The organism is Bosea sp. ANAM02, from assembly GCF_011764485.1.
GTDB lineage: Bacteria > Pseudomonadota > Alphaproteobacteria > Rhizobiales > Beijerinckiaceae > Allobosea.
Genome location: NZ_AP022848.1, coordinates 4,825,414 through 4,851,825, shown reverse-complemented (window position 1 = coordinate 4,851,825; position 26,412 = coordinate 4,825,414). Strand labels below are relative to the sequence as shown.

Sequence of the window (26,412 nt, the reverse complement as noted above, 5' to 3'; positions counted from 1 at the left end):
CCATGCACGCTCATCGCTTTCCGCGCGTCGCCGGCCTGCTGCTCGCGCTCACGATCCTCGCCTTCTTCGGCCTCCATACCGGCGACGCCTTCGCGGCGGGCGGCGGTATCGGTGATTTCCTGCGCGTCAACATGGCGCCGGTGATGTTCGCCGCCCTCGTCGTCTTCCTGCTGCTCGGTTACCCCGTCGCCTTCGCGCTCGCCGCCAACGGCCTGCTCTTCGCGCTGATCGGCATCGAGCTCGGCCTGTTCCAGGAGAACTTCCTGCAGGCCCTGCCGGAGCGCATCTACGGCACGATGAACAACGACGTGCTGCTGGCCGTGCCGTTCTTCACCTTCATGGGCCTGATCCTCGAACGCTCCGGAATGGCGGAGGACCTGCTCGACACCATCGGCCAGCTCTTCGGGCCGGTTCGCGGCGGCCTGGCCTATGCGGTGGTCTTCGTCGGCGCGCTGCTCGCCGCGACCACCGGCGTCGTCGCGGCCTCGGTGATCTCGATGGGCCTGATCTCGCTGCCGATCATGCTGCGCTACGGCTATGACCGGCGCCTTGCAACCGGTGTCATCGCGGCCTCGGGCACGCTCGCTCAGATCATTCCGCCCTCGCTCGTCCTGATCGTGCTCGCCGACCAGCTCGGCCGTTCGGTCGGCGACATGTACGAGGGTGCCTTCATCCCCGGCCTCGTCCTGTCGTCGATGTATGCGGGCTACGTCTTCCTCGTCACCATGGTCTATCCCAATCGCGCGCCCGGCCTGCCGCCGGAAGCGCAGACCCTGGGGGATGCCGACGGCAAGACGCGGCGCTTCTCGCTGCTCGTCGTCACGGTGATCTCGCTGGCGCTCGCCTATGCCTACATGAAGCTCTTCACGACGGTGAAGGCCGGCGCCGATTTCGTGGTGCTGACCATGTCGTTGATGGTGGCGATCGCCTTCGTGATCGCGCTGATCAACAAGCTCCTGAGGCTCAACCTGCTCTCGCGCATGACCGAGCAGGTGATCTTCGTGATGGTGCCCCCGCTGGCGCTGATCTTCCTCGTCCTGGGCACGATCTTCATCGGCGTCGCCACGCCGACGGAAGGCGGTGCGATGGGCGCGACCGGTGCGATCCTTCTTGCGATCAGCAAGAGGCGGCTGAATTTCGAGCTCCTGCGGCAGGCCGTCGAGTCGACGGCCAAGCTCTCGGCCTTCGTGCTCTTCATCCTGGTCGGTGCGCGCGTGTTCTCGCTGACCTTCTACGGCGTCAACGGCCATCTCTGGGTCGAGCATCTGCTGATCGGGCTGCCGGGCGGTGCGACGGGCTTCCTGATCGTCGTCAACATCATGGTGTTCCTGCTCGCCTTCTTCCTCGACTTCTTCGAGCTGGCCTTCATCGTCGTACCGCTGCTCGGGCCTGCCGCGGAGAAGCTGGGCATCGACCTGATCTGGTTCGGCATCATCCTCGGCGTGAACATGCAGACCTCCTTCATGCATCCGCCCTTCGGCTTCGCGCTGTTCTTCCTGCGCTCGGTCGCGCCGAAGAACCCCTACAAGGACCGCGTCACCGGCCGGATGATGGAGCCGATCACCACGGGCCAGATCTACTGGGGTGCCGTGCCCTTCGTGGTGATCCAGTGCATCATGGTCGCGCTCGTCGTGCTGTTCCCGCAGATGGTGATGCACTACAAGGCCTCGGCCGTGCAGCTCGACCAGAAGGCGATCGACAAGCAGTTCGACTCGATCCAGATCCCGGGGCTCGGCGGCACGGGCCTGCCGGGCGGGTTCGACCTCAACGCGCCGCCGGTCATCGGCACGCCGCCCAAGCCGTAGGGTAGGTCGCGTCATGGCAGGCCATGCAGGCAGGCTGATCGTGATGGCATCGCTCGCGCTGGTCGCGATGCCGGGTTCCGCCTGGGCTGCGGGCGATATCGGCGGGGCCGGCATGGGTGTCGGCTGGGCGCTGCCTTTCGCCGGCATGCTGCTCTCGATCGCGCTCGGCCCCGTGCTGTTCCCGCATCTCTGGGAACGCCATTACGGCAAGTTCGCCGCGTTCTGGGCCCTGTTGACGCTGGTGCCGCTCGTCCTGCTGCGCGGCGCCGATCCGGCGCTCGGCGCGCTGCTGCATACCGCGCTGCTCGACTATATCCCGTTCATCATCCTGCTCTTCGCGCTCTTCACCATCGCGGGCGGCATCCTGATCTCGGGCAACCTGCACGGCACGCCGGCGACCAACACGGTGCTGCTGGCCATCGGCACGGGGCTGGCGAGCTTCGTCGGCACGACCGGCGCCTCGATCATCATGATCCGGCCGGTTCTGCGCGCCAATGACGACCGGCGCTTCAACGTCCATGTCGTCGTCTTCTTCATCTTCCTGGTCTCGAATATCGGGGGATCGCTGACGCCGCTCGGCGACCCGCCGCTCTTCCTCGGCTTCCTGCGCGGCGTCGATTTCTTCTGGACCACCACGCATCTCCTGCCCGAGACGGCCTTCGCCGTCGTCGTGCTGCTCGGCCTGTTCTACGCGCTCGACAATTGGTTCTTCCGTAAGGAGGAGGGTTATCCCAGGCTCAAGGACCCGACGCCGGACCGCGCCATCAAGCTCTGGGGCAAGGTCAATATCCTGCTTCTGGCCGGCGTCATCGCCGCGATCCTGATGTCGGCGAACTGGAAGCCGGGCGTCGCCTTCACCATCCACGGCGTTCCCGTCGAGGGGCAGAACCTGCTGCGCGACCTCGTCCTGCTTGCGCTTGCAGGCCTGTCGCTGAAGCTCACGCCCGGCCCGGTGCGCGCCGGCAACGAGTTCACCTGGGGGCCGATCGTCGAGGTCGCCAAGCTCTTCGCCGGCATCTTCATCTGCATCATCCCGGTGCTGGCGATGTTGCAGGCCGGGAAGGACGGCGCCTTCGCGTCGCTGGTCGCGCTGGTCAGCAATGCCGACGGCAGCGCCAACACGGTCGCCTATTTCTGGCTCACCGGCCTGCTCTCGTCCTTCCTCGACAACGCGCCGACCTATCTCGTCTTCTTCGAGCTGGCGGGCGGCGATCCCAAGGCGCTGATGACGACGGGGGCGCTGACACTGGCGGCGATTTCGGCCGGCGCGGTCTTCATGGGCGCGAACAGCTATATCGGCAACGCCCCGAACTTCATGGTCTACGCCATCGCCAAGGATCGGAAGGTGAAGATGCCGAGCTTCTTCGGCTACATCCTCTGGTCGGGCGCGATCCTGATTCCGCTCTTCATGGTGCAGACGCTGCTGTTCTTCCGATAGCTGTCTTCCCATGCGCGCTGCGGCGCGCAGTGCCGCTGCGCAGACACGCGACCGGGTGCAGAAAAGGGGCGCCTCTTCCGTCGGACGATCCCGCATCTGCGCTGCAGCATTTGCATGCTGCAGCGCGTGCGGAATGACACCCTTCAGCCGTCTTACGGCCGTCCGGTCGGCACGCCCTCGCGGATCTTCTCGGAGAAATGCGGATCGTCGAGCGAGAGCGTGCGCGCGTGGTCGCCGATGCGCGCGGCCCGGACCAGCTCGTCCAGCGGGATATCCTGCCGGATCGCGCCGATCTGCTGGAGATAGCCCGGCAGATAGCCCGAGAGCAGCACGCGCGGATCGAGCGGCAGCGAGAATTTCCAGCCCGGCGAGACGCTGGCGACGAGGTGGTAGACCACCGTCGTGCAATTGGTCGTCAGCGTGTTGTACCAGCGCGGTTTGGCGGCGAGGTCGTTGATATCGGCGACATAGGCGAGGAGCAGGTCGCGCGCCTGGGAGCCCGAGGCGCTGAGGCGGAAGAGCCGGGCGTCCTCGCGCCGGGCGTGGGTGCGCAGGCCGACGATGTCGCGCTCGTCGGCCGCGACATAGGCCATCTCGTAGCTGCGGAAGAAGCCGGCCAGAGCCGACCATTCCTCGCCCTTCTCGCGCCGGACCTCGATCGAGATGGTGAGCGGGACCGAGTCGGAAAACGTGAAGCTGATCATCAGATGCGCGATCGCCTCGCCCGACCAATAGGTCAGGAACGCGTCGGCGCCGGTAACCGCCGCAAGATTGTAGCGCCGTGTCTCCCAGCGCTGGTCGTAATCCTCTTCCGTGCGCCACCGGAAATCGCGCAGGTTGGAGACGGTGATCGCATCGCCCTGGCGTACGATGCTCGGCAGCCGTGCCAGCTCCGGGATCCAGTCGCGGTCATGCGAGGGCTGGAAGCTGTTCCACCAGCCGAGCAGGCCGGCAAAGACCATGGCAAAACCGAGCGGCAGGCGCGCATCGCTGGTCCAGATGCCGACGAGCCCGGCGAGCGCCGCGATGCCGAAGCCGATTGCGGCGACGATCCCTGTCGTCCCCGGCAGTCGGAACAGCAGAAAGCCTGCGCCCCAGAGCGTGACACCGAGAAGGACGAGAGTGAGGAGAAGTTTCAGCACAACGAAAAAGAGGCGGCTCATGGCCGCCTCTCGTAGCACAATCGGGAAGGCTTGGCCTCAGGCCGCGAGCGAACTCGTCGGCGCCGCCGCCTTCACCGCATCGTCGACATGATCCTCGAACTTGGCGAAGTTCTTGGCGAACATCTCCGTGAGGTTCTTGGCCGTCTCGGCGAAGGCGGCCTTATCCTGCCAGGTCTTCACGGGATAGAGGATATGCGGCTCGACGCCGGGCACAGAGGTCGGCACCGCGAAGCCGAAATAGGGCTCCCGGCGGAAATCGGCGCGGTTGAGCGAGCCGTCGAGCGCCGAGGAGAGCAGGCGGCGGGTGACGCGGATCGGCATGCGCCGGCCGGTGCCGTATTTCCCGCCGGTCCAGCCGGTGTTCACCAGCCAGCAGTCGACATGGTGCTTGGCGATGAAGTCGCGCAGAAGATTGGCGTATTCCGACGGATGCCGCGGCAGGAAGGGCGAGCCGAAGCAGGTCGAGAACTCGGGCTCGACCCCGGTGAGGCCACGCTCCGTGCCGGCGACCTTGGCGGTGTAGCCGGACAGGAAGTGGTACATCGCCTCGGCCGGGGTCAGCTTGGCGATCGGTGGCATCACGCCGAAGGCGTCGGCGGTCAGCATCACGATGTTCTTCGGGATGCCGGCGCGGCCGGTGCGCGAGGCGTTCGGGATGAAGTCGAGCGGATAGGCCGAGCGGGTGTTCTCGGTCTTGGTCTGATCGTCGAAATCGACCTCGCGGGTGATCGGGTCCATGACGATATTCTCGAGCACCGTGCCGAAGCGCAGCGAGGCCGCGTGGATCATCGGCTCGGCCTCGGCCGAGAGGCGGATCGTCTTGGCGTAGCAGCCGCCCTCGAAATTGAAGATGCCGTCCTTCGACCAGCCATGCTCGTCGTCGCCGATCAGCGTGCGCTCGGGATCGGCCGAGAGCGTGGTCTTGCCGGTGCCCGACAGCCCGAAGAAGATCGCGGAATCGTCCTTGGAGCCGACATTGGCCGAGCAGTGCATCGGCACCACGCCCTTGGTCGGCAGGACGTAGTTCAGATAGGTGAAGACCGATTTCTTCATCTCGCCGGCATAGGCCGAGCCGCCGATCAGCACGATCTTGCGGGTGAAGTCGATGGCGACGACGGTCTCGCTGCGGCAGCCATGGCGCTTCGGATCGGCCTTGAAGCTCGGCAGGTCGACGATCGTCATCTCCGGCACATAGGCGTTGATCTCGTCGCGGGGCGGGCGGATCAGCAGGTTGCGGATGAAGAGCGAGTGCCAGGCCATTTCGGTGAAGACGCGGGCCCTGACGCGATGGACGGGGTCGGCGCCGCCATAGAGGTCCTGCGCGAACAGTTCCTTGCCCTCGGCATGAGCCAGGAAATCGCCGAGCAGGGTCTCGAAATGCTCGGGGCTCATCGCCTGGTTGTTCTCCCACCAGACGGTGTTCTCGGTCAGCGCATCGCGCACCGTGAACTTGTCCTTGGGCGAGCGGCCGGTATGGGTGCCGGTATCGGCGCAGAGCGCGCCGCCCCGCGCGAGCCGGGACTCGCCCCGGTCCAGCGACTGTTCATAGAGCTGCGGCGCTTCCAGGTTCCAGTGCACGGCCTTCAGCTTGCGGAAGCCGAAGCCCTCGGCGCCTTGGGCGGCATTGAACTGACCGATATTGTCCACTGAATTCCTCCGGAGGCCGGCCATGCTGTCGGCGGCCCGTTGTCTTCACGAATGCGCCGGGGCCGGTGGCAGGGCCCTAGCGTCGAAGGCGAGGCCTGAAGGCTGCAGGGGCCGATCGTCCCCGGCAGCCTCTGGAGGCCACGAAGGTCTTTAAGGCGATGCGACCCTTCGCTCAAGTCATTGAAAAGCCCGGACGTACCGGCTCAGACTCCTAAATCGATTGAATTTCATCCTGTGGTAAATGGCCGCGCGCCCGGTTCACGGCTCTGTTCTCAAACGGTTGCGGGGTTGTCACGCCGCTTGCGCGCGAGCCTTGCTGGCAAGCTCCGCCAGGGCGCGTCGGAGGCCGCCGGGGCCGTCGACCGAGGCGGTGAAGGGCAGGCGCAGCGCCACGCTGCCGAGCGCCATGTCGAGCCCGTCCGGGTCGAGCCCGACGACGCGCCAGTCGCCCGGCTTCGCTCCGAGCAGCTGCGTTGCATAGAGGCCGATCGCGTCGGCATGGTCCTCGTTCATATGCGCGACGGCGCCGGCTTCCACCTCGGCGAGCGCGGCGGCATGGACGGGGTCGCTCAACAGGTCGTCCGACGTCGGCGCGAAGGCGCGGGCGAAGCCCCCATTGAGGCTCGCGCCTTCGATATCGAGGGCGAAGAAGGAGAAGTCCGGGAAATCGGCATAGAGCGCCGATTTCGGCTGGCGCGCGAGATAGCGCCGGCGGATGCGGATGCCGTCCTCGCTCTCGCGCTCGATCCGGCGGGCGCGGACCTTCAGGGTGATCCGCGCATGGGCGAGCGGATCACCCTTGCCGCCGGGCGAGATCAGGAGCGAGGCGCGCGGATCGCCCGCGATGTTCGCGGTATGGGCGGCGAGCGCCGAGATCAGGATGATCGGCGTGCCGTCAATGTCGGTGGCGAGGCCGACCAGGCTCGCCGAGGGGTGGCCGTCGGGGCCGAGGGTGGCGAGCGCGGCGGAGCGCGCCTCGCGCAGCAGGGCCTTCGCTTCCGCGCGGACCGCCTCGTCCATCGGCTGGATCACGTCCTTGGTGGCCTTCGCCATGGAACCTCACCCTGATTTCCGGCTTGTGCTACGGGGTCATAGGCAAATCGCCACGCCCCGGCTAGATTGCCGCCATGCTTTGGCCCCTCTCCCGCGGGAGGGGAACCCTGTATTGCAACGAGAACAAGAGACGAAAGCCTTATGCCAACGATTGCGCTGGTCGACGACGACCGCAACATCCTGACATCGGTTTCGATCGCCCTCGAGGCCGAGGGCTATCGCATCATGACCTATACGGACGGTGCCTCGGCCCTCGACGGCCTGAAGCAGAATCCGCCCGACCTCGCGATCTTCGACATCAAGATGCCGCGCATGGACGGCATGGAGCTGCTGCGCCGCCTGCGCCAGAAATCGGATTTGCCCGTGATCTTCCTCACCTCGAAGGACGAGGAGATCGACGAGCTCTTCGGCCTGAAGATGGGCGCCGACGACTTCATCCGGAAGCCGTTCTCGCAGCGCCTGCTGGTCGAGCGCGTCAAGGCGATCCTGCGCCGTGCCGGCGCCAAGGATGCGACCGCGGTCGCCCGCACCGAGGATGCCAAGGCGCTGGAGCGCGGCCTGCTGCGCATGGATCCGGAGCGTCATACCTGCACCTGGAAGGGCGAGCCGGTGACGCTCACCGTCACCGAGTTCCTGATCCTGCAGTCGCTGGCGCAGCGTCCGGGCGTGGTGAAGAGCCGCAACGCCCTGATGGACGCCGCCTATGACGACGAGGTCTATGTCGACGACCGCACCATCGACAGCCACATCAAGCGTCTGCGCAAGAAGTTCAATCAGGTCGATGCCGATTTCGACATGATCGAGACGCTCTACGGCGTGGGCTATCGCTTCAAGGAAACCTGAGGCAAGGAGGGCGGAGGCGCGCCGGATTCGCCGCCACCACCCTCCCCAGCGGAAGTAAGCCGCAGCCATGGCAACCATCGATAACGAGGCCAGAACGCCCGCGCCGCCCGCCGGCTGGCGGGTGGTGCTGCGCCGCCGCATCGGCATCGGCTGGAAGCGCATGGCGCGCGCGATTTCGCTGCGCGCCGCCTCCAGCCTGACCCGGCGCATCCTCGTCCTCAATCTCGGCGGGCTCGTCGCGCTGCTGATCGGCTTCCTCTACCTCAACCAGTTCCGCGAGGGGCTGATCGAGGCGCGCGTCCAGAGCCTTCTGACGCAGGGCGAGATCATCGCCGGTGCGATCGCCTCCTCGGCCACGGTCGAGATCGACACGATCACCATCGATCCCGACAAGCTGCTCCAGCTTCAGGCCGGCGAGAGCGCCGGCATCGCCGAGGACCCGCTCGATTTCTCGATCAATCCCGAGAAGGTGGCGCCGCTGCTGCGCCGCCTGGTGACGCCGACCAAGACCCGCGCACGGGTCTACGACAAGGACGGCATGCTCACCCTCGATTCGCGCAGCCTCTATTCGCGCGGCGACGTCTTGCGGCTCGATCTGCCGCGCGTCGGCGAGCCCGACGAGCCGCCGCTGCTGGAGCGCACCTGGAACATGCTGCGCAACCGCCTGGGCAAGGCGGATGTCCCGACCTATGACGATTTCGAGAATGCCAACGGCAAGTCCTATCCGGAGGTCGCCCGCGCCCTGAACGGTGCACCGGCGAGCGTCGTGCGCGTCAATACCCGCGGCCAGACCATCGTCTCGGTCGCCGTGCCGGTGCAGCGCTTCCGGACAGTCAAGGGCGCGCTGCTGCTCTCGACGCAGGGCGGCGACATCGATGCGGTGATCGCGGCCGAGCGCTTCGCGATCTTCCAGGTCTTCGCGGTCGCCGCCGGCGTCATGATCGTGCTCTCGATCCTGCTGGCCGGCACCATCGCCGAGCCGATCCGCAAGCTGGCGGACGCCGCCCAGCGCGTGCGGCGCGGTGTGAAATCGCGCGAGCAGATCCCGGATTTCAGCAGCCGCCATGACGAGATCGGCCATTTGTCCGGCACTTTGCGCGACATGACCAAGGCGCTCTACAGCCGCATCGAGGCGATCGAGAGCTTCGCGGCCGATGTCGCGCATGAACTGAAGAACCCGCTGACCTCGTTGCGCAGCGCCGTCGAGACCCTGCCGCGGGCCAGGACGGACGATGCCCGCGGCCGCCTGATGGCGGTGATCCAGCACGATGTCCGCCGGCTCGACCGGCTGATTTCGGATATCTCCGACGCCTCGCGCCTCGATGCCGAGCTCGCGCGCAACGATTCCGCCCCGGTGGACGTGGCGCAGGTGCTCGCTGCCGTCGTGACGATCCAGAACGAGACGCGGCGCGAGGGCCAGGCCAGGATCGAGTTGAGCAGCGACCGGCGCAGCGAGCGCCTTGGCGACGACGCCTTCCTCGTGCTCGGCCACGATTCCCGCATCGGCCAGGTGCTGGTCAACCTGATCGACAATGCCCGCTCCTTCTCGCCGGCCGACAAGCCGGTGAAGGTCATGCTCTCGCGTGTCGCCAACGACGTGCTCGTCACCGTCGAGGACGAAGGGCCGGGTATCGAGCCGCATGCGCTGGAACGCATCTTCGAGCGCTTCTATACCGACCGCCCGAACGAGGGCTTCGGCCAGAATTCCGGCCTCGGCCTCTCGATCTCGCGCCAGATCGTCGAGGCCCATCGCGGCTCGATCCGGGCCGAGAACCGCCTGGGGCCGATCGGTCCGGATGGCGAGGCGCAGCGTCTCGGCGCCCGCTTCATCGTCTGCCTGCCCGCGGCCTACTCCCATGCGGCCTGAGATCGGGGCGGCTGCGATGCCCGTGCGCGACCGAATCCGCATCCACGCGACCACCATTGCCATCGGCGAAGCCGGAATCCTGATCCGCGGCGCTTCCGGCAGCGGCAAGTCGACGCTCGCGCTCGCGCTGATCGCCCTGGCCGGGCAGGGCGGCCGCTTCGCCCGGCTCGTCGCCGACGACCGGGTGGAGCTCGCGGCGAGGGGCGGGCGACTGGTCGCGCGCCCGGTCGCGCCGCTGGAGGGCATTGTCGAGCGTCGCGGGCTCGGCCTCACGCCCGAGCCGCATACGGGTGCGGTCGTGGTCCGGCTCATCGTCGATCTGGCGGTCGAGGAGCCCGCGCGGATGCCCGAGCCGGAGGATCTCGTCGACAGCCTTGCCGGTATCGATCTCCCGCGCCTGCGCATGACGGGGCGCCCCGGTGACGAAAGACTTGCGTTGAACGCCTTGGACTTATTCACAGAGGCGGGGCGATAACCACGAATTCGACAAGTTTGGCGGCTGACGGCTTGCGCATATCGCGCTCCTGCCGCATAAACCGCGACCTTGTCCGGGCGCTTGTGGCGCTCTCCGGTGCTGGATTGAATGATCGGACTGGTCCTCGTGACGCATGGGCATCTGGCGACGGAGTTCCGCGCTGCGCTCGAACACGTCGTCGGCCCTCAGAAGAACCTCGCGACCATCGCCATCGCCCCCGATGACGATATGGAAAGCCGACGCCGCGACATCCTCGCCGCCGTCGAGCAGGTCGAGGCCGACCGCGGCGTCATCATCCTCACCGACATGTTCGGCGGCACGCCCTCGAACCTCGCGATCTCGGTGATGGAGCCGGGCCGCGTCGACGTCGTCGCCGGCGTCAACCTGCCGATGCTGATCAAGCTCGCCAGCGTGCGCGAGGAGAAGACCCTCGACGAAGCCGTCACCAGCGCGCAGGATGCGGGTCGCAAATACATCACGGTCGCCAGCCGCGTGCTGGCCGGCAAGTAACCGCGCCGCGAGAGGGGCAGGATGGACGAAGACTGCGACTGCCCCGATCTCGACATTCCCACCGGGGCTCTCTACGGCGAATTCCAGATCGTCAACAAGAAGGGTCTGCACGCCCGCGCCACCGCGAAATTCGTGCAATGCGCCGCCCGCTACGAGGCCGACATCACCGTGAGCCGCTGCGGCGAGACGGTCGGCGCCACCTCGATCATGGGCGTGCTGACGCTGGGGGCCGGCATCGGCTCGACCATCACCATCGTCGCCAAGGGCGCCGAGGCGAAACCGGCGCTCGATGCGCTCGCGGCCCTGATCGCCGACAAGTTCGGCGAGGGGGAATAGGGCTTTTAGCCGCTCCTTTCGCGAAAGATTTTCCAACACGCCGTCATCCCGGACAAGCGGCGAAGCCGCGCCGATCCGGGATCCATGCCTGAACCGCTCCGGCATGGATCCCGGGTCTTCGCTTCGCTGCGCCCGGGATGACGCCCGCGAGTCGAGAGTATGATATAAAGACATCTTTATATCTTTGATTGCCATTCGCTCCGCGCGCTGCTAGAGAGCGCGCCATCATTCAGGCTGAGCGATTGGAGCCACCCGTGTCGGATTACATCGTCAAGGACATCTCGCTTGCGGATTACGGCCGCAAGGAAATCAACATGGCCCAGGACGAGATGCCGGGCCTGATGGCGGTGCGCGCCGAGAACAAGGGCAAGGCCCCTCTCAAGGGCGCCCGCATCGCCGGCTGCCTGCACATGACCATCCAGACCGCCGTGCTGATCGAGACGCTGAAGGAACTCGGCGCCGACGTGCGCTGGTCGTCCTGCAACATTTTCTCGACCCAGGACCATGCCGCCGCCGCGATCGCAGCGTCCGGCACGCCCGTCTTCGCCATCAAGGGCGAGACGCTGGAGGAGTACTGGGAGTACGTGCTGAAGACCGCGACCTGGGGCGACGGCGGCACGCCGAACATGATCCTCGACGACGGCGGCGACCTGACCATGCTGATCATCCTCGGCGCCGAGGCCGAGGCCGGCAAGGCCGAGTTCCTCGACAAGCCGGGCAATGAGGAAGAGACGATCTTCTTCGCGCTGATCAAGCGCCAGCTCAAGGCCAATCCGGGCTGGTTCACCAAGACCCGCGCCGCGATCAAGGGCGTCTCCGAGGAGACCACCACCGGCGTGCACCGCCTCTACGAGCTGGCCAAGGCGAACCGCCTGCCGTTCCCGGCGATCAACGTCAACGACAGCGTCACCAAGTCGAAATTCGACAACCTCTATGGCTGCCGCGAGTCGCTGGTCGACGCCATCCGCCGCGGCACCGACGTCATGATGTCGGGCAAGGTCGCGGTCGTCGCCGGCTATGGCGACGTCGGCAAGGGCTCGGCCGCCTCGCTCCGCCAGGCCGGCTGCCGCGTGCTCGTCACCGAGATCGACCCGATCTGCGCCCTGCAGGCGGCGATGGAAGGCTATGAGGTCGTGACCATGGAAGACGCTGCCCCGCGCGGCGACATCTTCTGCACGGCGACCGGCAATCTCGACGTCATCACCGTCGACCACATGCGCGCGATGAAGCACCGCGCCATCGTCTGCAATATCGGCCATTTCGACTCGGAGATTCAGGTCGCCGGCCTGAAGAACTTCAAGTGGGACAACGTCAAGCCGCAGGTCGACGAGATCGAGTTCCCCGACGGCAAGCGCATCATCCTGCTCTCGGAAGGCCGCCTTGTGAACCTCGGCAACGCCACGGGCCATCCGTCCTTCGTGATGTCCTGCTCGTTCTCGAATCAGACGCTCGCCCAGATCGAGCTCTGGAACCACCACGCGAACTACCAGAACAACGTCTACACCCTGCCGAAGCATCTCGACGAGAAGGTCGCGGCGCTCCACCTCGCCAAGGTCGGCGCCAAGCTGACCAAGCTCAACGACGCCCAGGCCAAGTATATCGGCGTGCCGCAGGCCGGCCCGTTCAAGCCCGAGCACTACCGCTACTGACAGGGCGCCCAGTCGCCAGCGACCCCGAGGCCCGGCATCCGCCGGGCCTTTTTTCATGGCTGTGCCTTCCGGGAATCACCGTGGCGGCTACTACAAATTGTGCCCGCCAACTGTGCAGCATCTAGGGCTTGATATCTTTCTCTCGGCGATGCGCCCGTCCGGAAAAACGGACGATTTACCGGCCATTAAGCACTTCCTGACGGAGTCCAGCGATGATTAGAGTGGGGCTGATTCGGCCGCCGCGTTGCGCGGGCCGGAGCGCAGCTCTGATGTGATTGGCGTGGTGGCGAGCGTGGATCGGCCCCTCCGGAGATGGCAGCCCTGCCAGCTCCCCCGGCCGATTCCGACGGGCCCGATGGACAAGGCGGCTCCTGCCGCCGGAGAGACGACGGAAGCGGAATGGCACGGGCGAGGCGACAGGGGCGAGATGGCGGCTGGCATCCGCGCGCATTGCTGCCCGGGCTGGCGGCAGCCTCGGCCACCGTCCCGACCATGGCCCGCAGCGAATGGCTGGCGCCCGTTTCCTTCGACACGATGAGCTCCGGCGGGCTCTCGCTGATCCTTGCTGGCCTGACCGTCTTCGCCACGACGACATCGCTGATCTATGTGCGCGAGCGGACGCGCTGGCAGAAGCGCGAGGCCAAGCTCGCGGCCGATCTCGAAGCCGCGCGCAGCCATCAGGAGCGGCTCTCGATCCTGCTTGCGGCCGATCCGCAGGTGGTCGTGAGCTGGAAGGGGCGAGACGCCGCGCCCGTCTTCGAGGGCGATAGCGGCTTCCTCGGCGCGCCAGGCGCGACGCTGGCCCTCGCCTATGGCAGCTGGGCGCCGCCCGCCGACGCCAAGCGCCTGGAGCTTGCGACCGATGCGCTCAAGCAGCGCGGTGAGGCGTTCAATATCACGTTGCGCAGCAAGGCCGGCCCGTTCATCGATGTCGAAGGACGCCCCGTCGCCGGGCGCGCGGTCATCCGCTTCCGCGAGGTGACGGGCGAGCGGGCCGAGGTCATGACGCTCCGGGGCGAGCTCGAGCGCGTGACGGCGGGCCATGCGGCGCTCTCCAGTCTGCTTGCCGGGCTGCCGCATCCGGCCTGGATGCGCAACGCCGATGGCCGCCTGACCTGGGTCAACGCCGCCTATGGCCGCGCCGTCGAGGCGGCCGATCCGGCGACGGTCGTGAAAAGCGGGCTCGAACTGCTCGACCGGACCGAGCGCGATGCGGCCGCGCGGGCGCGGCGCGAAGGCGCGACCTTCGCCTTGCGGGCGCCGGCCGTGGTCTCCGGGCAGCGGCGCACGCTCGACATCATGGAACTGCCGACCGCGACCGGCTATGCCGGCTTCGCCATCGACATGAGCGAGCTCGAAGCGATCCGCGCCGATCTCCAGCGCCAGATGGATGCCCATGTCGGCACGCTCGACCGGCTCAAGACGGCGGTCGCGGTCTTCGACGGCGCCCAGCGGCTGGTCTATCGCAATTCCGGCTTCGAGGTGCTCTGGTCGCTGGAGGCGGGCTTCCTCGACGGCCAGCCCAGCGACGGCGAGATCCTCGACAGGCTGCGCGCCGAAAGGCGCCTGCCGGAACTCGGCGATTACCGGAGCTGGAAGGCGGCGGCGCAGGCCGCCTATACCGCCACCCGCGCCAGCGAGGACTGGTGGTATCTCCCGGACGGGCGCACGATCCATGTCGTCGCCAGCCCCAATCCGCAGGGCGGTGTCACCTATCTCTATGACGACGTCACCGAGCGCTTCACGCTGGAGTCGCGCTTCAATGCGCTCTCCCGCACCCAGCGCGAGACGCTGGATTCGCTGCGCGAGGGCGTCGCGGTGTTCGGCTCGGACGGGCGGCTCAAGCTCTCCAACCCGGCCTTCGCCCAGTCCTGGCGCATCCATGGCGGCGATCTAGCGGCCAGCGCCCCGCATATCGACGAGGTCATCCGGCTCTGCCGGCCGCTCTTCCCGCAGGACGAGGTCTGGAGCGAGTTGCACAGCGTCGTCACCGGCGTGCGCGATGCGCGCGAGGATTACAGCAGCCGCATGGAGCGGCGCGACGGCACGGTGCTCGACATGGCCGCCGCTCCCCTGCCGGACGGCGCGACGCTGATCTCCTTTGCCGACGTCACCGCCAGCGTGAATGTCGAGCGGGCGCTGACCGAGAAGAACGAGGCGCTGGAGACGATCTCGCGTCTGCGCGAGGATTTCGTCCATCACGTCTCCTACGAACTGCGCTCGCCGCTCACCAACATCATCGGCTTCGCGCAACTGCTGGGCACCGAAACGGTCGGCGCGCTCAACGAGAAGCAGCGCGACTACACCTCCCATATCGTCCGCTCGTCGGGCGCGCTGCTGGCCATCATCAACGACATCCTCGACCTCGCCACCATCGATAACGGCGCGCTGACGCTCGAGATCCAGGATGTCGACGTCGCCGATGCCATCACGCAGGCCGCGTCCGGGCTGCAGGACCGGCTGACCGACAGCAAGCTCGACCTCGATGTCGAGATCGACCCCCGCACCGGCCCGCTGCGGGCCGACGGCAAGCGCCTGCGGCAGGTGCTGTTCAACCTGCTCTCCAACGCCATCGGCTTCTCCTCACCCGGCCAGACCGTGACGGTGAACGCGACGCGCACGGGCGGGGACATCCGCATCACCGTCGCCGACCAGGGCCGCGGTATTCCAGCCGAGGTCGTGGAAAAGGTGTTCGAGCGCTTCGAGAGCCATTCGCTCGGCTCCAGCCATCGCGGCGTCGGTCTTGGCCTCTCCATCGTCCGCTCGATCGTCGAACTCCATGGCGGCCATGTCGAGCTCGATTCCGCGCCGGGGCGCGGCACGCGGGTGACGGCCGTCTTCCCGGCGCAGGGCGTGCCGCTCTCGGATGCCGCCGAATGACGGAAGAAGCCCGCAAGGCCGGCACGCACCGGCTTCTGCTGGCGGACGAGGCGGCGACGCTGCGCCTCGCCGCCGATATCGCAGCCATCCTCAAGCCCGGCGACATCGTCGCGCTCTCCGGCCATCTCGGCTCCGGCAAGTCGCTGCTGGCCCGCGCCATCCTGCGCGAGCTCGCCCGCGATCCCGCGCTGGAGGCGCCGAGCCCGACCTTCACGCTGGTCCAGAGCTACGAGACCGGTCAGGGCACGGTGCTGCATGCCGATCTCTACCGCGTGCGCTCGCCGGACGAACTCGACGATATCGGGCTGGTCGAGGATATCGACCGCCTGATCCTGCTGGTCGAATGGCCGGACCGGGCCGGCTCGCGCCTGCCCGCCGCCCGGCGCCTCGACATCGTGCTCGACGTCGATCCCGACAATCCCGAGACCGGCCGCATCGCCGATCTCTCGGGCGGCGTGCTCTGGAAGCAGCGCGTGGCCATCGCGGTGGCGTCGCGCCGGCTCGTCGACGCCGCCGGCTGGGGCGAGGCCCGCCGCGACTTCATGCTCGGCGACGCCTCGACGCGCGCCTATGAGCGCCTGACCCGGCCGACCGGCGAGACTGCGGTGCTGATGATCTCGCCGCCGCGCCCGGACGGCCCGCCGATCCGCCTCGGCAAGCCCTATAGCGCGCTCGCCCATCTCGCCGAGAATGTCGAGGCCTTCGTCGCGATGGACCGCGGCCTGCGCTCGCTCGGCTACTCGGCGCCGGAGATCCTCGCCGAGGACCTGAACACCGGTCTGCTCGTGATCGAGAATCTCGGCAACGAGGGCGTGATCGACGCCGAGCGCCGGCCGATCGCCGAGCGCTACGAGGCTGCGGCGAGGCTGCTGGCCGATCTCCATCGCCATACCTTGCCGGCGATCCTGCCGGTGGCCGAGGGGCGCGATCACGCCATCCCCGAATACGACCGCCAGGCCATGGCGATCGAGGCCGAGCTGATCCTGGAATGGTATGCGCCGCATATCGCCGGGGTGACGCTGCCGGCCGTGACGCAGGCCGAGTTCGCGCGGATCTGGAACAGGCTCTTCGACGAGATTCTCGCCCAACCGGCGACCTGGACCTTGCGGGACTACCATTCGCCGAACCTGATCTGGCTGGAAGGCCGCGAGGGCAACGCCAAGCTCGGCCTGATCGATTTCCAGGACGCGGTGCTCGGCCACCCCGCCTATGATCTCGCCTCGCTCGGCCAGGATGCGCGCGTCGACGTGCCGGCCTCGCTGGAGCTCAGGCTGCTCGCCGCCTATGGCGCCGCGCGTCGGGCCGATACTCCGGATTTCGATCTCGCCGATTTCGCCCGCGCCTACGCGATCCTCGGTGCCCAGCGCAACACCAAGATCGCCGGCATCTTCGCGAGGCTCGACAAGCGCGACGGCAAGCCGGACTACCTGAAGCATCTGCCGCGTATCGAGGGCTATCTGCGCCGCAATCTCGATCACCCCGCCCTCGAAGAGCTGAAGGCCTGGTACCAGGCGCATATGCCGAAGCTGTTCGAGACGCCGTGAAGACACTCCGTCATGCTCGCCCTTGCGGCGAGCATCCACGTCTTGAATATTACGCTCGTCCAGCGAAGACGTGGATGGTCGGGACAAGCCCGACCACGACGCGCTATGGAAGGCCATTCGCCTGTTTCGGGAGATTCGCGTGACCACAACCGCTTCGCCGCCGATCCGCCGGGCGATCGTGCTGGCGGCCGGTCTCGGGCAGCGCATGCGCCCGATCACCGACACGCTGCCCAAGCCGCTGGTCAAGATCGGCGGCAAGGCGATGCTTGACCATGCGCTCGATCGGTTGGCCGAGGCCGGCGTCGAGGAGGCCGTCGTCAACGTCCATCACCTCGCCGGGCAGGTCGAGGCGCATCTGGCGGACCGGACGCGCCCGCGCATCGTGATCTCGGACGAGCGCGGCGAATTGCTCGAAACTGGCGGCGGCGCCAAGAAAGCCTTGCCGCTGCTCGGCGACGGGCCGTTCTTCAGCGTCAATTCGGATTCGCTCTGGAGCGAGCGCGGCATCTCCAATTTCGGCGCGATGGCCGCCGCCTGGGACGGCGAGACCATGGACATGCTGTTGCTGCTGGCGGAGCGCGAGAGCAGCGTCGGCTTCAACGGCCCCGGCGATTTCTTCCGTGACGAGGCCGGCCGCCTGACGCGGCGCGGCCCGGCCGCGAGCGCCCCTTACGTCTATGCCGGGATCGGGATCGTGACGCCTGAGTTCTTCGCGGATACGCCGGCATCCTTCTCGTTCAACCTGCTTTTCGACCGGGCCATCGCGCGTGGGCGACTCTCCGGCCATGTCCTCGAAGGCCGCTGGCTGCATGTCGACCGGCCGGAGGCGATCGCGCCGGCCGAGGCCGCCTTCGCCGCCGACCAGCCGGTCGATGCCTGAGCTCAACCTGTTCAGCATCCCGGCCGGCGCGCCCTTCCTGGAGGTGCTGGCGCAGGCGATGCTGGATGGTCGGCTCGGCCCGGTCCATGACCCCGCCGATCCCGCCGCGATGGCGCGCGCCACGCTCTACCTGCCGACGCGCCGCGCCGCGCGTGCCTTCGCCGCGATCCTCGCCGGAAAGCTCGGCGGCAAGCCGCTGCTGCTGCCGCGCATCGTCCCGCTCGGCGATGTCGACGAGGTTGAGACGGCGCTGATCGGCGCCGGCGCCTGGGCCGAAGAACGCCTCGCCCCGATCGCGCCGCTCGAACGCCGCATGCTGCTGACGCGGCTGGTCGATGCCTGGGGCCGCACCGCCAATCGCAACCATCTCCGGCTCGATCCGGGCGAGCCCGCGCTTGTACCGGCGACGCTGGCCGAGGCCTATGGGCTCGCCGGCGATCTCGCCGCCCTGCTCGACCAGATGCAGACCGAAGGCGTCCCGGTCGAACGCCTGGCCTCGCTCGATGCCGCCCGCTTCGACCGGGTCTGGCAACTCAATGCCGGCTTCCTCGCCATTCTCGGCGAGGCCTGGCCGGAGATTCTGACCGAGCGCGCCGCCTGCGATCCCGCCGCTTTCCGCAATCGCATGCTGGCGGCCGAACGCGACCGGCTCATCGCCGGAGGAGTGACAGGCCCCATCATCGCCGCCGGTTCGACCGGTACTGTCCCGGCGACCGCGCGCCTGCTTGCCGCCATAGCCCGCCTGCCGAACGGCGCGGTGGTCCTGCCCGGCATCGATCTCGGGCTGGATGGGCGCGCCTGGGATGCTATCGCGAGGGAGCCCGCTCCCTCCCATCCGCAAGCGGCCCTGCATCACCTGATGGATACGCTCGAAGCCGTCCGCGACGACGTACGCGAGTTGTCGCAGGCCGACGGCGCGCGGGGGGCGCGGTCCGCTCTGCTGCGCGAGGCGATGTTGCCGGCCTCGGTCACCGAACTCTGGTCCGATGTCGCCACGCGCGTCTCGGACGCTATGGCGGCCGAGGGATTCGAGGGCCTGCGCGTCGTCGAAGCCGCCGACGAGCGCGAGGAGGCGCTGGTCGTCGCCATAGCGCTCCGCGAGACATTGGAACGTCCTGGCGCCCATGCGGCCCTTGTGACGCCGGATCGCGGCCTCGCCGAGCGCGTCGCCGTCGAGCTCAAGCGCTGGGGCGTCGAGGTCGACGATTCCGCCGGCCTGCCGCTCGGGCGTTGGCCGGCGGGCTCGTTGCTGCGTCTGATTCTCGAAGCGGTCTTGGTCGAGATGGCGCCGGTCGCGCTCGTGCCGCTGCTCGCTCATCCGCTCTGTCGGCTGGGACTCGGCCGGAATGCGCTGGCACAGGGCGCCGCTGCGCTCGATATCGGCACCTGGCGCGGCCAGACGGTCGGCCGTGGAATGCCGGGTCTGGAAGCCGCGCTCGGCGGCTGGGAGGCGATCCGCGAGAGCGGGCACGTTCCGCGGCCGCGCAAACGGCTGACCGCCGAGGATCAGGCGGCGGCCACCAAGGTGCTGCATGCGCTGGGCTCAGCCAGCGCCGCCTTGCGCGAGGCCTTCGCCGCCGAAGCGCCGACATTGGCCGCAGTGGTTACGGCGGCTCGCCTGGCCGTCACCGCCTTCAGCACGAGTGAGGCCGGCACGGCGCTCGCCTTCGTCGGGCCGGATGGCGAGGCTCTGGCCGGGCTCTTCGACGAATTGGCGGGCGCCGAGCCCGTCATGCCGCCGGGCGGCACGGCGCGGGATTTCGTCGCCATCCTCGACGGGCTGCTGACGGAGACCGTGGTCAAGCGCGCGGCGCCCGGCTATCCGCGCGTCGCGATCTGGGGCCTGCTCGAAGCGCGCCTGCTGGAGACGGACCATGTCGTGCTCGGGGGCCTGAACGAGACCGTCTGGCCGCCGCAGACCACGACCGATTCCTTCATCAACCGGCCGATGCGCGCCGAGCTCGGCCTCTCACCGCCCGAGCGTCGCGTCGGCCAGACCGCGCATGATTTCGTCATGGCGGCGCTCGCGCCGCAGGTGACCCTGACCCGCCCGCGCAAGGCCGGCGAGTCCGAAACCATCGCCTCGCGCTTCTGGCAGCGCCTGCAGGCGGTGACGCCGCAATCGGTCTGGACGAAGGCGGTGGACGAGGGCGCCAAGCTGCGGGCTCTGGCCGGTGTCCTTAGCGCGCCCGCCGACGTGAAACCGATCGGCCGTCCGGCGCCGCGCCCGCTGCGCGATCTCCAGCCGCTTTCGCTCAGCGTCACCGAGGTCGAGACGCTCTATCGCGACCCCTACCAGATCCATGCCCGCAAGATCCTGAAGCTCGACGCGCTCGACGATCTCGTGGCGGACCCGACCGCGCAGGATCGCGGCAAGCTGCTGCACGGCATTGTCGAGGAATTCAGCACGACCTATCCCGAAGGCTTGCCGGCCGATGCGCTCGGCCAACTCATCGCCATCGGCACCCGGCTCTTCAGCGCCTATGACGGCGTGCCGGAGGTCAAGGCCTTCTGGTGGCCGCGCTTCCTGCTGACGGCCGGCCATTTCATCCGCTGGGAGGAGAACCGGCGCGCCGATATCGGCCGCATCGGCGTCGAGCTCTTCACGGCCGCGAGCTTCCCGCTCGCCGATGGCAGCGAATTCCGCCTCAGCGGCAAGGCCGACCGGATCGAGCTGACGCGCACGCCCTCGCTGCGCATCGTCGATTTCAAGACGGGGGCGCCGCCCTCAAAGAAGCAGGTCGAGAAGGGCTTTGCCCCGCAACTCACGCTGGAAGCCGATCTGGCGGCGCGCGCCGGCTTCAAGGGGCTGTCCGGGCCGCTGCCGGTCGACGACGTGCTCTACGTCAAGCTCCACCACGATCCCAAGGGCTGGGGAGCGAGCGCGCCGCTCAAGTTCGGCGACGAATCCCTGGCCGATGTCGCTGCGCGCCATCTTGAGCGCCTGCTCGAATATCTCGATCGCTTGCGTTCCGGCCGCGAGCCCTTCGTCTCGCGCCGCGCCCCCGATTATATTCGCTATGCCAGCCCCTATGACCACCTCGCCCGCGTCAAGGAATGGTCGGCCGCGCCCGGCGGCGACGAGGGGGGCGAGGCATGAAGCCCGGGTGGATCGTCCCGCCGCTGACCGACCGGCGCCAGGCGCAGGCCGCCGATCCCGGCCTCTCCGCCTGGGTCTCGGCCAATGCCGGCTCAGGCAAGACCCATGTGCTGGTCAACCGTGTGCTCAGGCTGCTGCTCGACGATGTCGCGCCCGGCCGGATGCTCTGCATCACCTATACCAAGGCGGCTGCCGCCAACATGGCGAACCGCATCTTCAAGGCGCTGAGTGCCTGGGCGACGCTCTCCGACGAGGCGCTGGGCCGTGAATTGACGAAGCTCACCGGCCGCCCGCCGACGACGGCCGAGCGGGCCAAGGCGCGCCGCCTCTTCGCCGAGGCGCTGGAGACGCCGGGCGGCCTGCGCATCGAGACGATCCACGCCTTCTGTACCCGCGTGCTGCAGGCCGCGCCCTTCGAGGCCAATGTGCCGCCCCGCTTCGAAGTCGCCGACGATCTCGCGCAAGCCGAGATGCTGCGCGCCGCACGCCGCGAACTGCTCGCCCTCGTCGCGGCCGAGCCGAACGGTCCGGAAGCCCGCGCGCTCGACCTGCTCGCGAGGCTCGCGGCGCAGGACTCGTTCGAGACCATGTTCCAGGAGGCACTGCGCCAGCGTGCCCTGTTCAGCGACGGGACCGGGCGCGCCCGCGATGCTGGCGCGGTCAAGGCCGGCATCGCCGCCTTCCTCGGCATCGCGCCTGACCTCTCGGCCGATGCGGTCAGGGCGCGCTTCCGCGCCGATCTGGCGGCTCTGCCGGGCCTGCATGCCCTGATCGAGGCGCTTCAGGCCGGCAGCGCCACCCGGCAGAACTTCGCGGCGAACCTGCGCACGCTCCTCGCCGGGCAGGATGACGGCGATCCCGTCGGCTTCTGCCGGCGCGGCTTCATCACGGCCGAGGGCACGGTCAACGTCCATATCCGCGGCAAGGGCAAATCCGAATTCGACGGCGCCTTGCTGGCGACATTGGAGGATCTTGCCGCCTGCCTGCTCGCCGCCACCGAGCAACTGAACGCCGTCGCGATCCGCGATCGCAGCGCCGCGCTCGCCCTGCTGGTGACGCGCATGCTGGCTTCCTATCAGCGCCAGAAGAGCCTGCGCTCGCTGCTCGACTATGACGATCTGATCGCGCGCACCCGCTCGTTGCTGGAGCGGGTCGAGGCCGCCTGGGTGCTCTACAAGCTCGATGCCGGCATCGACCACATCCTGCTCGACGAGGCGCAGGACACCGGCGAGGCGCAATGGGCGATCCTGCGCAAGCTGGCCGAGGAATTCACCAGCGGCGGCGATCTTCGGGCGAAGCCGCGCACCATCTTCGTCGTCGGCGACGAGAAGCAGTCGATCTATGGCTTCCAGGGCGCGGCGCCCTCCGCCTTCGGCGAGGAGCGCCGCGCGCTGGGCCAACGCATCCGGGCGGCGGAGCGGGATTTCGAGGCGATCAGCCTCAACACCTCCTTTCGCTCGGCGCCGGATATCATGCAGGCGGTCGATGCCGTCTTCGCCCTGCCGGACCATGCGCGTGGTCTCGTCTTCGACGGCGCAGCCCGGCCGGAAATCCACGACACCGTGCGCCGCAACGCTCCCGGCACCGTCGATATCTGGCCGCTGGCCGCCAACGATACGGCTGAGCCGCCCGATGCCTGGACCACGCCGGTCGATGCGCCCGAGCGGCGCAGCGGCACGGTGAAGCTTGCCGAGCGCATCGCGCGGACCTTGCAGCGCTGGCATCGCGACCGCCGCGACGATCTCGGCCATCCCTTCGCGGCGGGCGACGTCATGATCCTGCTGCGCCAGCGCGGCGCGCTGTTCGAGGCCATCGTCAAGGCGCTGAAGGATGCCGGCGTGCCCGTCGCCGGCCGCGATCGCCTGACGCTGGCCGAGCATCCGGCGGTCGAGGACCTCGTCGTGCTCGGCCGCGCCCTGCTCCTGCCCGATGACGATCTGACGCTCGCGACCGCGCTCAAGACACCCCTGATCGATCTCGACGATGACGATCTCCTGCGCCTCGCGCCCGATCGGAAGGGCTCGCTGCGTGCCGCCTTGCAGGAGGCCGCCGCAACCGAGCCGCGCTATGCCGCCGCCGAGGCGAAGCTCGTCCGCTGGACGCAGCAGGCCGGGCGGCAGGGGCCGTTCCGCTTCTTTGCCGATCTGCTCGGCCCCGGCGGCGGGCGCAATCTCGCGCTCGCCCGGCTCGGCGCCGAAGCGGGCGACGCGCTCGACGCTTTCCTCAACGCAGCACTCGATCATGAGCGCCGCTACGGTCCCTCGCTCGCCGGCTTCCTCCAGCATGTCGCCGGCAGCGCCGCCGACGTGAAGCGCGATCTCTCGGCCAGCGCCGGCGAGGTCCGCGTCATGACCGTGCACGGCTCGAAAGGTCTGGAGGCGAAGATCGTCATCCTGGCCGATCTCGGCGTCCAGCCCGGCGCGCGGCGTCTGCCGAAAATCCTGGCCGTGCCGACGCCATCAGGCGAATTCGTGCCGCTCTGGCCGCCGGCTTCCGCAGAGGATGTATCGGCGACCGAGGCTGCCAAGGTCGTGGTGGTCGCGCAGATGGTCGAGGAGCACCACCGCCTGCTCTATGTCGCGATGACCCGCGCCGAGGACCGCCTGATCGTCTGTGGCGCGCAGCCCAAGGGCGAGGCGCCGCCCGGAAGCTGGTACGCGATGATCGAGCAGGGGCTGATGCAGTCGGAACCCGGCCTGAAGCGGCTCGGCGATGGCGACGACGCGGTGCTGCGCTTCATGGTCTCGGCGTCGGTGCCGCCCGAGGCTGATGGCAACCGCCCCGACGGGGAGGCCGCTTCGGTCTCCGTACCGCTTTGGTTGCGGGAGAAAGTGGTACGCGAGGCCGAGCCCTTGCCGCCGCTGAAGCCGTCGAGCGCGCTCACCGCCGCCGATGGCGAGGAGCGGCCGGGCGATGGCCCCTTCCTGGCCGAAGCGGCGGCGGCCGGCCGCTTGGCCCATCTCCTGCTGCAGATCTTGCCGGGCGTTCCCGAGGTGCGCCGCCCCGCGACGGCGGAAGCCCTGGCGGAAGCGCGTGGCGGAGCCCTGCGTCCCGAGCGGCGGGCGACCATCGTTGCCGACGCCTTGCAATTGCTGGCGGCGCCCGCCTTGGCTGGGCTGTTCGCCGTGGACGCTCTGGCGGAGGTTCCCGTCGCGGGCGCGATCCGCCTGGCGGATGGCGAGGCCCGCGCGGTATCCGGACGGATCGACCGCCTGGCCGTGACCTCCGACAGCGTCGTCGTCGCCGATTTCAAGACCACGGCCCGGCCTCCGCGGACGGTGGATGCGATATCCGTCACGACCATTGCCCAGCTCGCCGCCTATGCCGCGCTGATGCGGGAGATCTATCCCGGCCGGGCCGTGCGGGCTCTGGCGATCTACACGGCGAGCCTCACCTGCTTCGAGCTGGATGCCGCTCGGCTCGACGCGGCGCTTGCCACCGTGGCCAATGGCGAGGGTGTCGGCTCTGCCGAGGGAGCGTTCGCGCCATGAGATTCGTGCCGCATTCCCTGTCCCTGCGTCCGCGCTTGCTGATCGCCCTCGCCGCCGGTGCGGTGCTGACCCTGATGTTGCCCGGCGACTGGCGCTGGGCGACGCGCCTCCTGGTGGCCTGGGATGCTGGAGCTGCCCTCTATCTCGGCCTGCTGGCGACGACGATGTTCACCGAGACGGTCGACGAGATCCGGGCGCGTGCCGAGAAGCAGGACGAGGGCGCGGTCGCCATCCTCGTCATCTCCTGTCTCGCGGCGAGCGCGAGCCTTGCCGCCATCGTCGTCCAGCTCACCGGCATCGGCGCGCTGCCGGCGGATCAGCGCGGTATCCATCTCGCGCTCGGCGGCGTCACGATCCTGTGTTCCTGGACGCTGCTGCACGCCTTCTTCACGCTGCACTATGCCGGCATCTACTATCGCGGCGGCAGGGCCGAGCCCTGCCTCGACTTTCCCGGCAAGACCGAACCGGACTATGTCGATTTCCTGTATTTCTCCTACACGATCGGCTGCACCTCGCAGACCTCCGACATCGGCGTGACCACGCGCCACGCGCGCGGCATCGTGCTGGTACACTCGATCCTGACCTTCGTCTTCAACGCCTCGATCCTGGCGATGGCGATCAATGTCGGGGCGAGCCTGGTCTCGGGCGGCTCGTGACGCACCGGCTTCACCTCGGCCCCGCGATGCACGCGCCTTGACCCGGGGGGCCGGCGTTCATAGCTTCGCTGGCGAAGGGCGGCATTGCCTCCCATTGAAACCGAAAGGCGGCCAGTCATGGCAACGAGCAAGGTAACCGATCAGAGCTTTGAGGCCGACGTTTTGAAGTCGTCCGAGCCGGTCGTGGTGGATTTCTGGGCGGAATGGTGCGGTCCCTGCCGCATGATCGGCCCGGCGCTCGAGGAAATCGCGACCGAGCTCGACGGCAAGGTCAAGATCGTCAAGATGAATGTCGACGAGAATCAGCAGATCCCGGCCCAGTTCGGCATCCGCTCGATCCCGACGCTGATGCTGTTCAAGGACGGCAAGCTCGCCTCGCAGAAGGTCGGCGCCGCCCCCAAGAGCGATCTCTCGCGCTGGATCTCCGCCGCGGTCTGATTCGTCCACCTCGGATACGAAAAAGGCCCGCTTCCGATGAGGAGGCGGGCCTTTCCTGTTCCTGCAGTCGAGTATCAGGTCTTGCGGGATTCGATGGCGAAGGCGCCGGGGCCGGCGGTCGCGATGTAGAGGAAGATGAAGCAGAACAGCATCGCGGCCTCGCCGCCGTTCAGCAGCGGGTAGAAGCCCTTGGAGCCATGGGCCATCCAGTAGGCCACGGCCATCAGGCCCGACAGGACGAAGGCGGCCGGGCGGGTGAAAAAGCCGACGAGGACGAGCGCGCCGCCGACGATCTCCAGCACGCCAGCGGTCCAGGGCAGGCTCATCGCGGCGGGCATGCCCCAGGACGGAGCCGCCGGGAAGGCGAACAGCTTCTGCGTGCCGTGCGAGATGAAGCTCAGCGCGGCGAAGATGCGGAGCAGGCCCAGGGCATAGGGCTGGTAGCGCGACAGAAACTGCATGGATCGTCCTTGATTGCGGGTCGCTCGGAGGGTTTGGGTGTTAGAGCTTCGGGTTCTAGGCGAACCGCCCGATTTTGCGCAATATCCCAGTCGTTGACGTTTTCGTTTGCGTGTTTGCAAGTTCGATCAAGTTTACGCGATGGCTGTGATCGCCCTGCCGCATTGCACGCTTTACG

The 26,412-nt window shown here is 68.1% G+C and carries 19 protein-coding genes; 15 read left to right on the top strand and 4 right to left on the bottom strand.

Features of this window, described 5'->3' with window-relative positions; genetic code table 11:
* Window positions 1–131 precede the first annotated feature (131 nt).
* Together OCUBac02_RS23105 and OCUBac02_RS23100 are read left to right on the top strand one after the other, a co-directional pair.
* Window positions 132–1,805 (top strand): TRAP transporter large permease, encoded by a 1,674-nt coding sequence (locus OCUBac02_RS23105; RefSeq protein WP_082009648.1) that lies wholly within the window; start codon window positions 132–134, stop codon window positions 1,803–1,805.
* Window positions 1,806–1,818: 13 nt separating this feature from the next.
* Entirely contained in the window at window positions 1,819–3,243 is a 1,425-nt protein-coding gene (locus OCUBac02_RS23100) for a sodium:proton antiporter (RefSeq protein ID WP_173049034.1), read from the top strand.
* Between the two features lie 152 nt (window positions 3,244–3,395).
* Here OCUBac02_RS23100 and OCUBac02_RS23095 read toward each other — a convergent pair whose 3' ends face one another.
* From OCUBac02_RS23095 to OCUBac02_RS23085, 3 genes are all read right to left on the bottom strand, one after another.
* Window positions 3,396–4,406, bottom strand: a complete 1,011-nt coding sequence (locus OCUBac02_RS23095) for an Lnb N-terminal periplasmic domain-containing protein (RefSeq protein WP_173049032.1) — start codon at window positions 4,404–4,406, stop codon at window positions 3,396–3,398.
* A 36-nt stretch (window positions 4,407–4,442) separates the two neighbouring features.
* Window positions 4,443–6,077: a phosphoenolpyruvate carboxykinase gene (locus OCUBac02_RS23090; RefSeq protein ID WP_465247743.1), complete on the bottom strand. Its 1,635-nt coding sequence runs from the start codon at window positions 6,075–6,077 to the stop codon at window positions 4,443–4,445.
* 267 nt (window positions 6,078–6,344) lie between these two features.
* Window positions 6,345–7,106, bottom strand: coding sequence for a HugZ family pyridoxamine 5'-phosphate oxidase (locus OCUBac02_RS23085; RefSeq protein ID WP_173049028.1), 762 nt, complete (start codon window positions 7,104–7,106; stop codon window positions 6,345–6,347).
* A 141-nt stretch (window positions 7,107–7,247) separates the two neighbouring features.
* Between OCUBac02_RS23085 and OCUBac02_RS23080 the strand changes: the two genes are divergently transcribed.
* The 13 genes from OCUBac02_RS23080 to trxA all read left to right on the top strand — a co-directional run bounded on the left by OCUBac02_RS23080 (window position 7,248) and on the right by trxA (window position 25,775).
* Complete coding sequence (locus OCUBac02_RS23080) at window positions 7,248–7,949, top strand: response regulator transcription factor (RefSeq protein ID WP_047581870.1); 702 nt, start codon at window positions 7,248–7,250, stop codon at window positions 7,947–7,949.
* Between the two features lie 67 nt (window positions 7,950–8,016).
* Window positions 8,017–9,816, top strand: coding sequence for a sensor histidine kinase (locus tag OCUBac02_RS23075; protein ID WP_173049025.1), 1,800 nt, complete (start codon window positions 8,017–8,019; stop codon window positions 9,814–9,816).
* 16 nt (window positions 9,817–9,832) lie between these two features.
* Window positions 9,833–10,291 (top strand): HPr kinase/phosphorylase, encoded by a 459-nt coding sequence (locus OCUBac02_RS23070; RefSeq protein WP_173049023.1) that lies wholly within the window; start codon window positions 9,833–9,835, stop codon window positions 10,289–10,291.
* 108 nt (window positions 10,292–10,399) lie between these two features.
* Entirely contained in the window at window positions 10,400–10,801 is a 402-nt protein-coding gene (locus OCUBac02_RS23065) for a PTS sugar transporter subunit IIA (RefSeq protein ID WP_047577950.1), read from the top strand.
* Window positions 10,802–10,822: 21 nt separating this feature from the next.
* Complete coding sequence (locus OCUBac02_RS23060; RefSeq protein WP_047577951.1) at window positions 10,823–11,137, top strand: HPr family phosphocarrier protein; 315 nt, start codon at window positions 10,823–10,825, stop codon at window positions 11,135–11,137.
* A gap of 242 nt (window positions 11,138–11,379) precedes the next feature.
* Window positions 11,380–12,786 carry an adenosylhomocysteinase gene (gene ahcY, locus OCUBac02_RS23055; protein ID WP_465247742.1) on the top strand — a complete coding sequence of 469 codons (1,407 nt, stop codon included), beginning with the start codon at window positions 11,380–11,382 and terminating at the stop codon, window positions 12,784–12,786.
* Window positions 12,787–13,185: 399 nt separating this feature from the next.
* A complete protein-coding gene (locus OCUBac02_RS23050; RefSeq protein ID WP_173049019.1) occupies window positions 13,186–15,666 on the top strand; it encodes a sensor histidine kinase in 2,481 nt (826 codons plus the stop codon).
* The gene (gene tsaE, locus OCUBac02_RS23045; protein WP_173049017.1) at window positions 15,663–17,210 is read left to right on the top strand and encodes a tRNA (adenosine(37)-N6)-threonylcarbamoyltransferase complex ATPase subunit type 1 TsaE; all 1,548 of its coding nucleotides are present in this window, start codon (window positions 15,663–15,665) and stop codon (window positions 17,208–17,210) included. The genes OCUBac02_RS23050 and tsaE overlap by 4 nt, the downstream gene beginning before the upstream one ends.
* A 139-nt stretch (window positions 17,211–17,349) precedes the next feature.
* Window positions 17,350–18,090, top strand: coding sequence for a nucleotidyltransferase family protein (locus OCUBac02_RS23040; protein ID WP_173049015.1), 741 nt, complete (start codon window positions 17,350–17,352; stop codon window positions 18,088–18,090).
* The gene (addB, locus tag OCUBac02_RS23035) at window positions 18,083–21,190 is read left to right on the top strand and encodes a double-strand break repair protein AddB (RefSeq protein WP_173049013.1); all 3,108 of its coding nucleotides are present in this window, start codon (window positions 18,083–18,085) and stop codon (window positions 21,188–21,190) included. The genes OCUBac02_RS23040 and addB overlap by 8 nt, the downstream gene beginning before the upstream one ends.
* Window positions 21,187–24,681: a double-strand break repair helicase AddA gene (gene addA / locus OCUBac02_RS23030; RefSeq protein WP_173049011.1), complete on the top strand. Its 3,495-nt coding sequence runs from the start codon at window positions 21,187–21,189 to the stop codon at window positions 24,679–24,681. Before addB ends, addA begins: the two co-directional genes overlap by 4 nt.
* The gene (locus OCUBac02_RS23025) at window positions 24,678–25,337 is read left to right on the top strand and encodes a DUF1345 domain-containing protein (RefSeq protein WP_173049009.1); all 660 of its coding nucleotides are present in this window, start codon (window positions 24,678–24,680) and stop codon (window positions 25,335–25,337) included. Before addA ends, OCUBac02_RS23025 begins: the two co-directional genes overlap by 4 nt.
* Window positions 25,338–25,454: 117 nt before the next feature.
* Window positions 25,455–25,775, top strand: coding sequence for a thioredoxin (gene trxA / locus OCUBac02_RS23020; protein WP_047579067.1), 321 nt, complete (start codon window positions 25,455–25,457; stop codon window positions 25,773–25,775).
* Window positions 25,776–25,849: 74 nt separating this feature from the next.
* On the opposite strand, the gene OCUBac02_RS23015 is transcribed toward trxA, so the two are convergent.
* Window positions 25,850–26,236, bottom strand: a complete 387-nt coding sequence (locus OCUBac02_RS23015) for a DoxX family protein (RefSeq protein WP_173049007.1) — start codon at window positions 26,234–26,236, stop codon at window positions 25,850–25,852.
* Between the last annotated feature and the right edge of the window lie 176 nt (window positions 26,237–26,412).

What these genes read in the sequence shown, in the direction of transcription:
- OCUBac02_RS23050 (WP_173049019.1), top strand. Translation starts at nt 13,186, where the DNA reads ATGGCACGGGCGAGGCGACAGGGGCGAGATGGCGGCTGGCATCCGCGC.
- OCUBac02_RS23025 (WP_173049009.1), top strand. Translation starts at nt 24,678, where the DNA reads ATGAGATTCGTGCCGCATTCCCTGTCCCTGCGTCCGCGCTTGCTGATC.
- OCUBac02_RS23070 (WP_173049023.1), top strand. Translation starts at nt 9,833, where the DNA reads ATGCCCGTGCGCGACCGAATCCGCATCCACGCGACCACCATTGCCATC.
- trxA (WP_047579067.1), top strand. Translation starts at nt 25,455, where the DNA reads ATGGCAACGAGCAAGGTAACCGATCAGAGCTTTGAGGCCGACGTTTTG.
- tsaE (WP_173049017.1), top strand. Translation starts at nt 15,663, where the DNA reads ATGACGGAAGAAGCCCGCAAGGCCGGCACGCACCGGCTTCTGCTGGCG.
- addA (WP_173049011.1), top strand. Translation starts at nt 21,187, where the DNA reads ATGAAGCCCGGGTGGATCGTCCCGCCGCTGACCGACCGGCGCCAGGCG.
- OCUBac02_RS23095 (WP_173049032.1), bottom strand. Translation starts at nt 4,406, where the DNA reads ATGAGCCGCCTCTTTTTCGTTGTGCTGAAACTTCTCCTCACTCTCGTC.
- addB (WP_173049013.1), top strand. Translation starts at nt 18,083, where the DNA reads ATGCCTGAGCTCAACCTGTTCAGCATCCCGGCCGGCGCGCCCTTCCTG.
- OCUBac02_RS23065 (WP_047577950.1), top strand. Translation starts at nt 10,400, where the DNA reads ATGATCGGACTGGTCCTCGTGACGCATGGGCATCTGGCGACGGAGTTC.
- OCUBac02_RS23060 (WP_047577951.1), top strand. Translation starts at nt 10,823, where the DNA reads ATGGACGAAGACTGCGACTGCCCCGATCTCGACATTCCCACCGGGGCT.
- OCUBac02_RS23105 (WP_082009648.1), top strand. Translation starts at nt 132, where the DNA reads ATGGCGCCGGTGATGTTCGCCGCCCTCGTCGTCTTCCTGCTGCTCGGT.
- OCUBac02_RS23090 (WP_465247743.1), bottom strand. Translation starts at nt 6,077, where the DNA reads ATGGCCGGCCTCCGGAGGAATTCAGTGGACAATATCGGTCAGTTCAAT.
- OCUBac02_RS23015 (WP_173049007.1), bottom strand. Translation starts at nt 26,236, where the DNA reads ATGCAGTTTCTGTCGCGCTACCAGCCCTATGCCCTGGGCCTGCTCCGC.
- OCUBac02_RS23075 (WP_173049025.1), top strand. Translation starts at nt 8,017, where the DNA reads ATGGCAACCATCGATAACGAGGCCAGAACGCCCGCGCCGCCCGCCGGC.
- OCUBac02_RS23080 (WP_047581870.1), top strand. Translation starts at nt 7,248, where the DNA reads ATGCCAACGATTGCGCTGGTCGACGACGACCGCAACATCCTGACATCG.
- OCUBac02_RS23085 (WP_173049028.1), bottom strand. Translation starts at nt 7,106, where the DNA reads ATGGCGAAGGCCACCAAGGACGTGATCCAGCCGATGGACGAGGCGGTC.
- OCUBac02_RS23100 (WP_173049034.1), top strand. Translation starts at nt 1,819, where the DNA reads ATGGCAGGCCATGCAGGCAGGCTGATCGTGATGGCATCGCTCGCGCTG.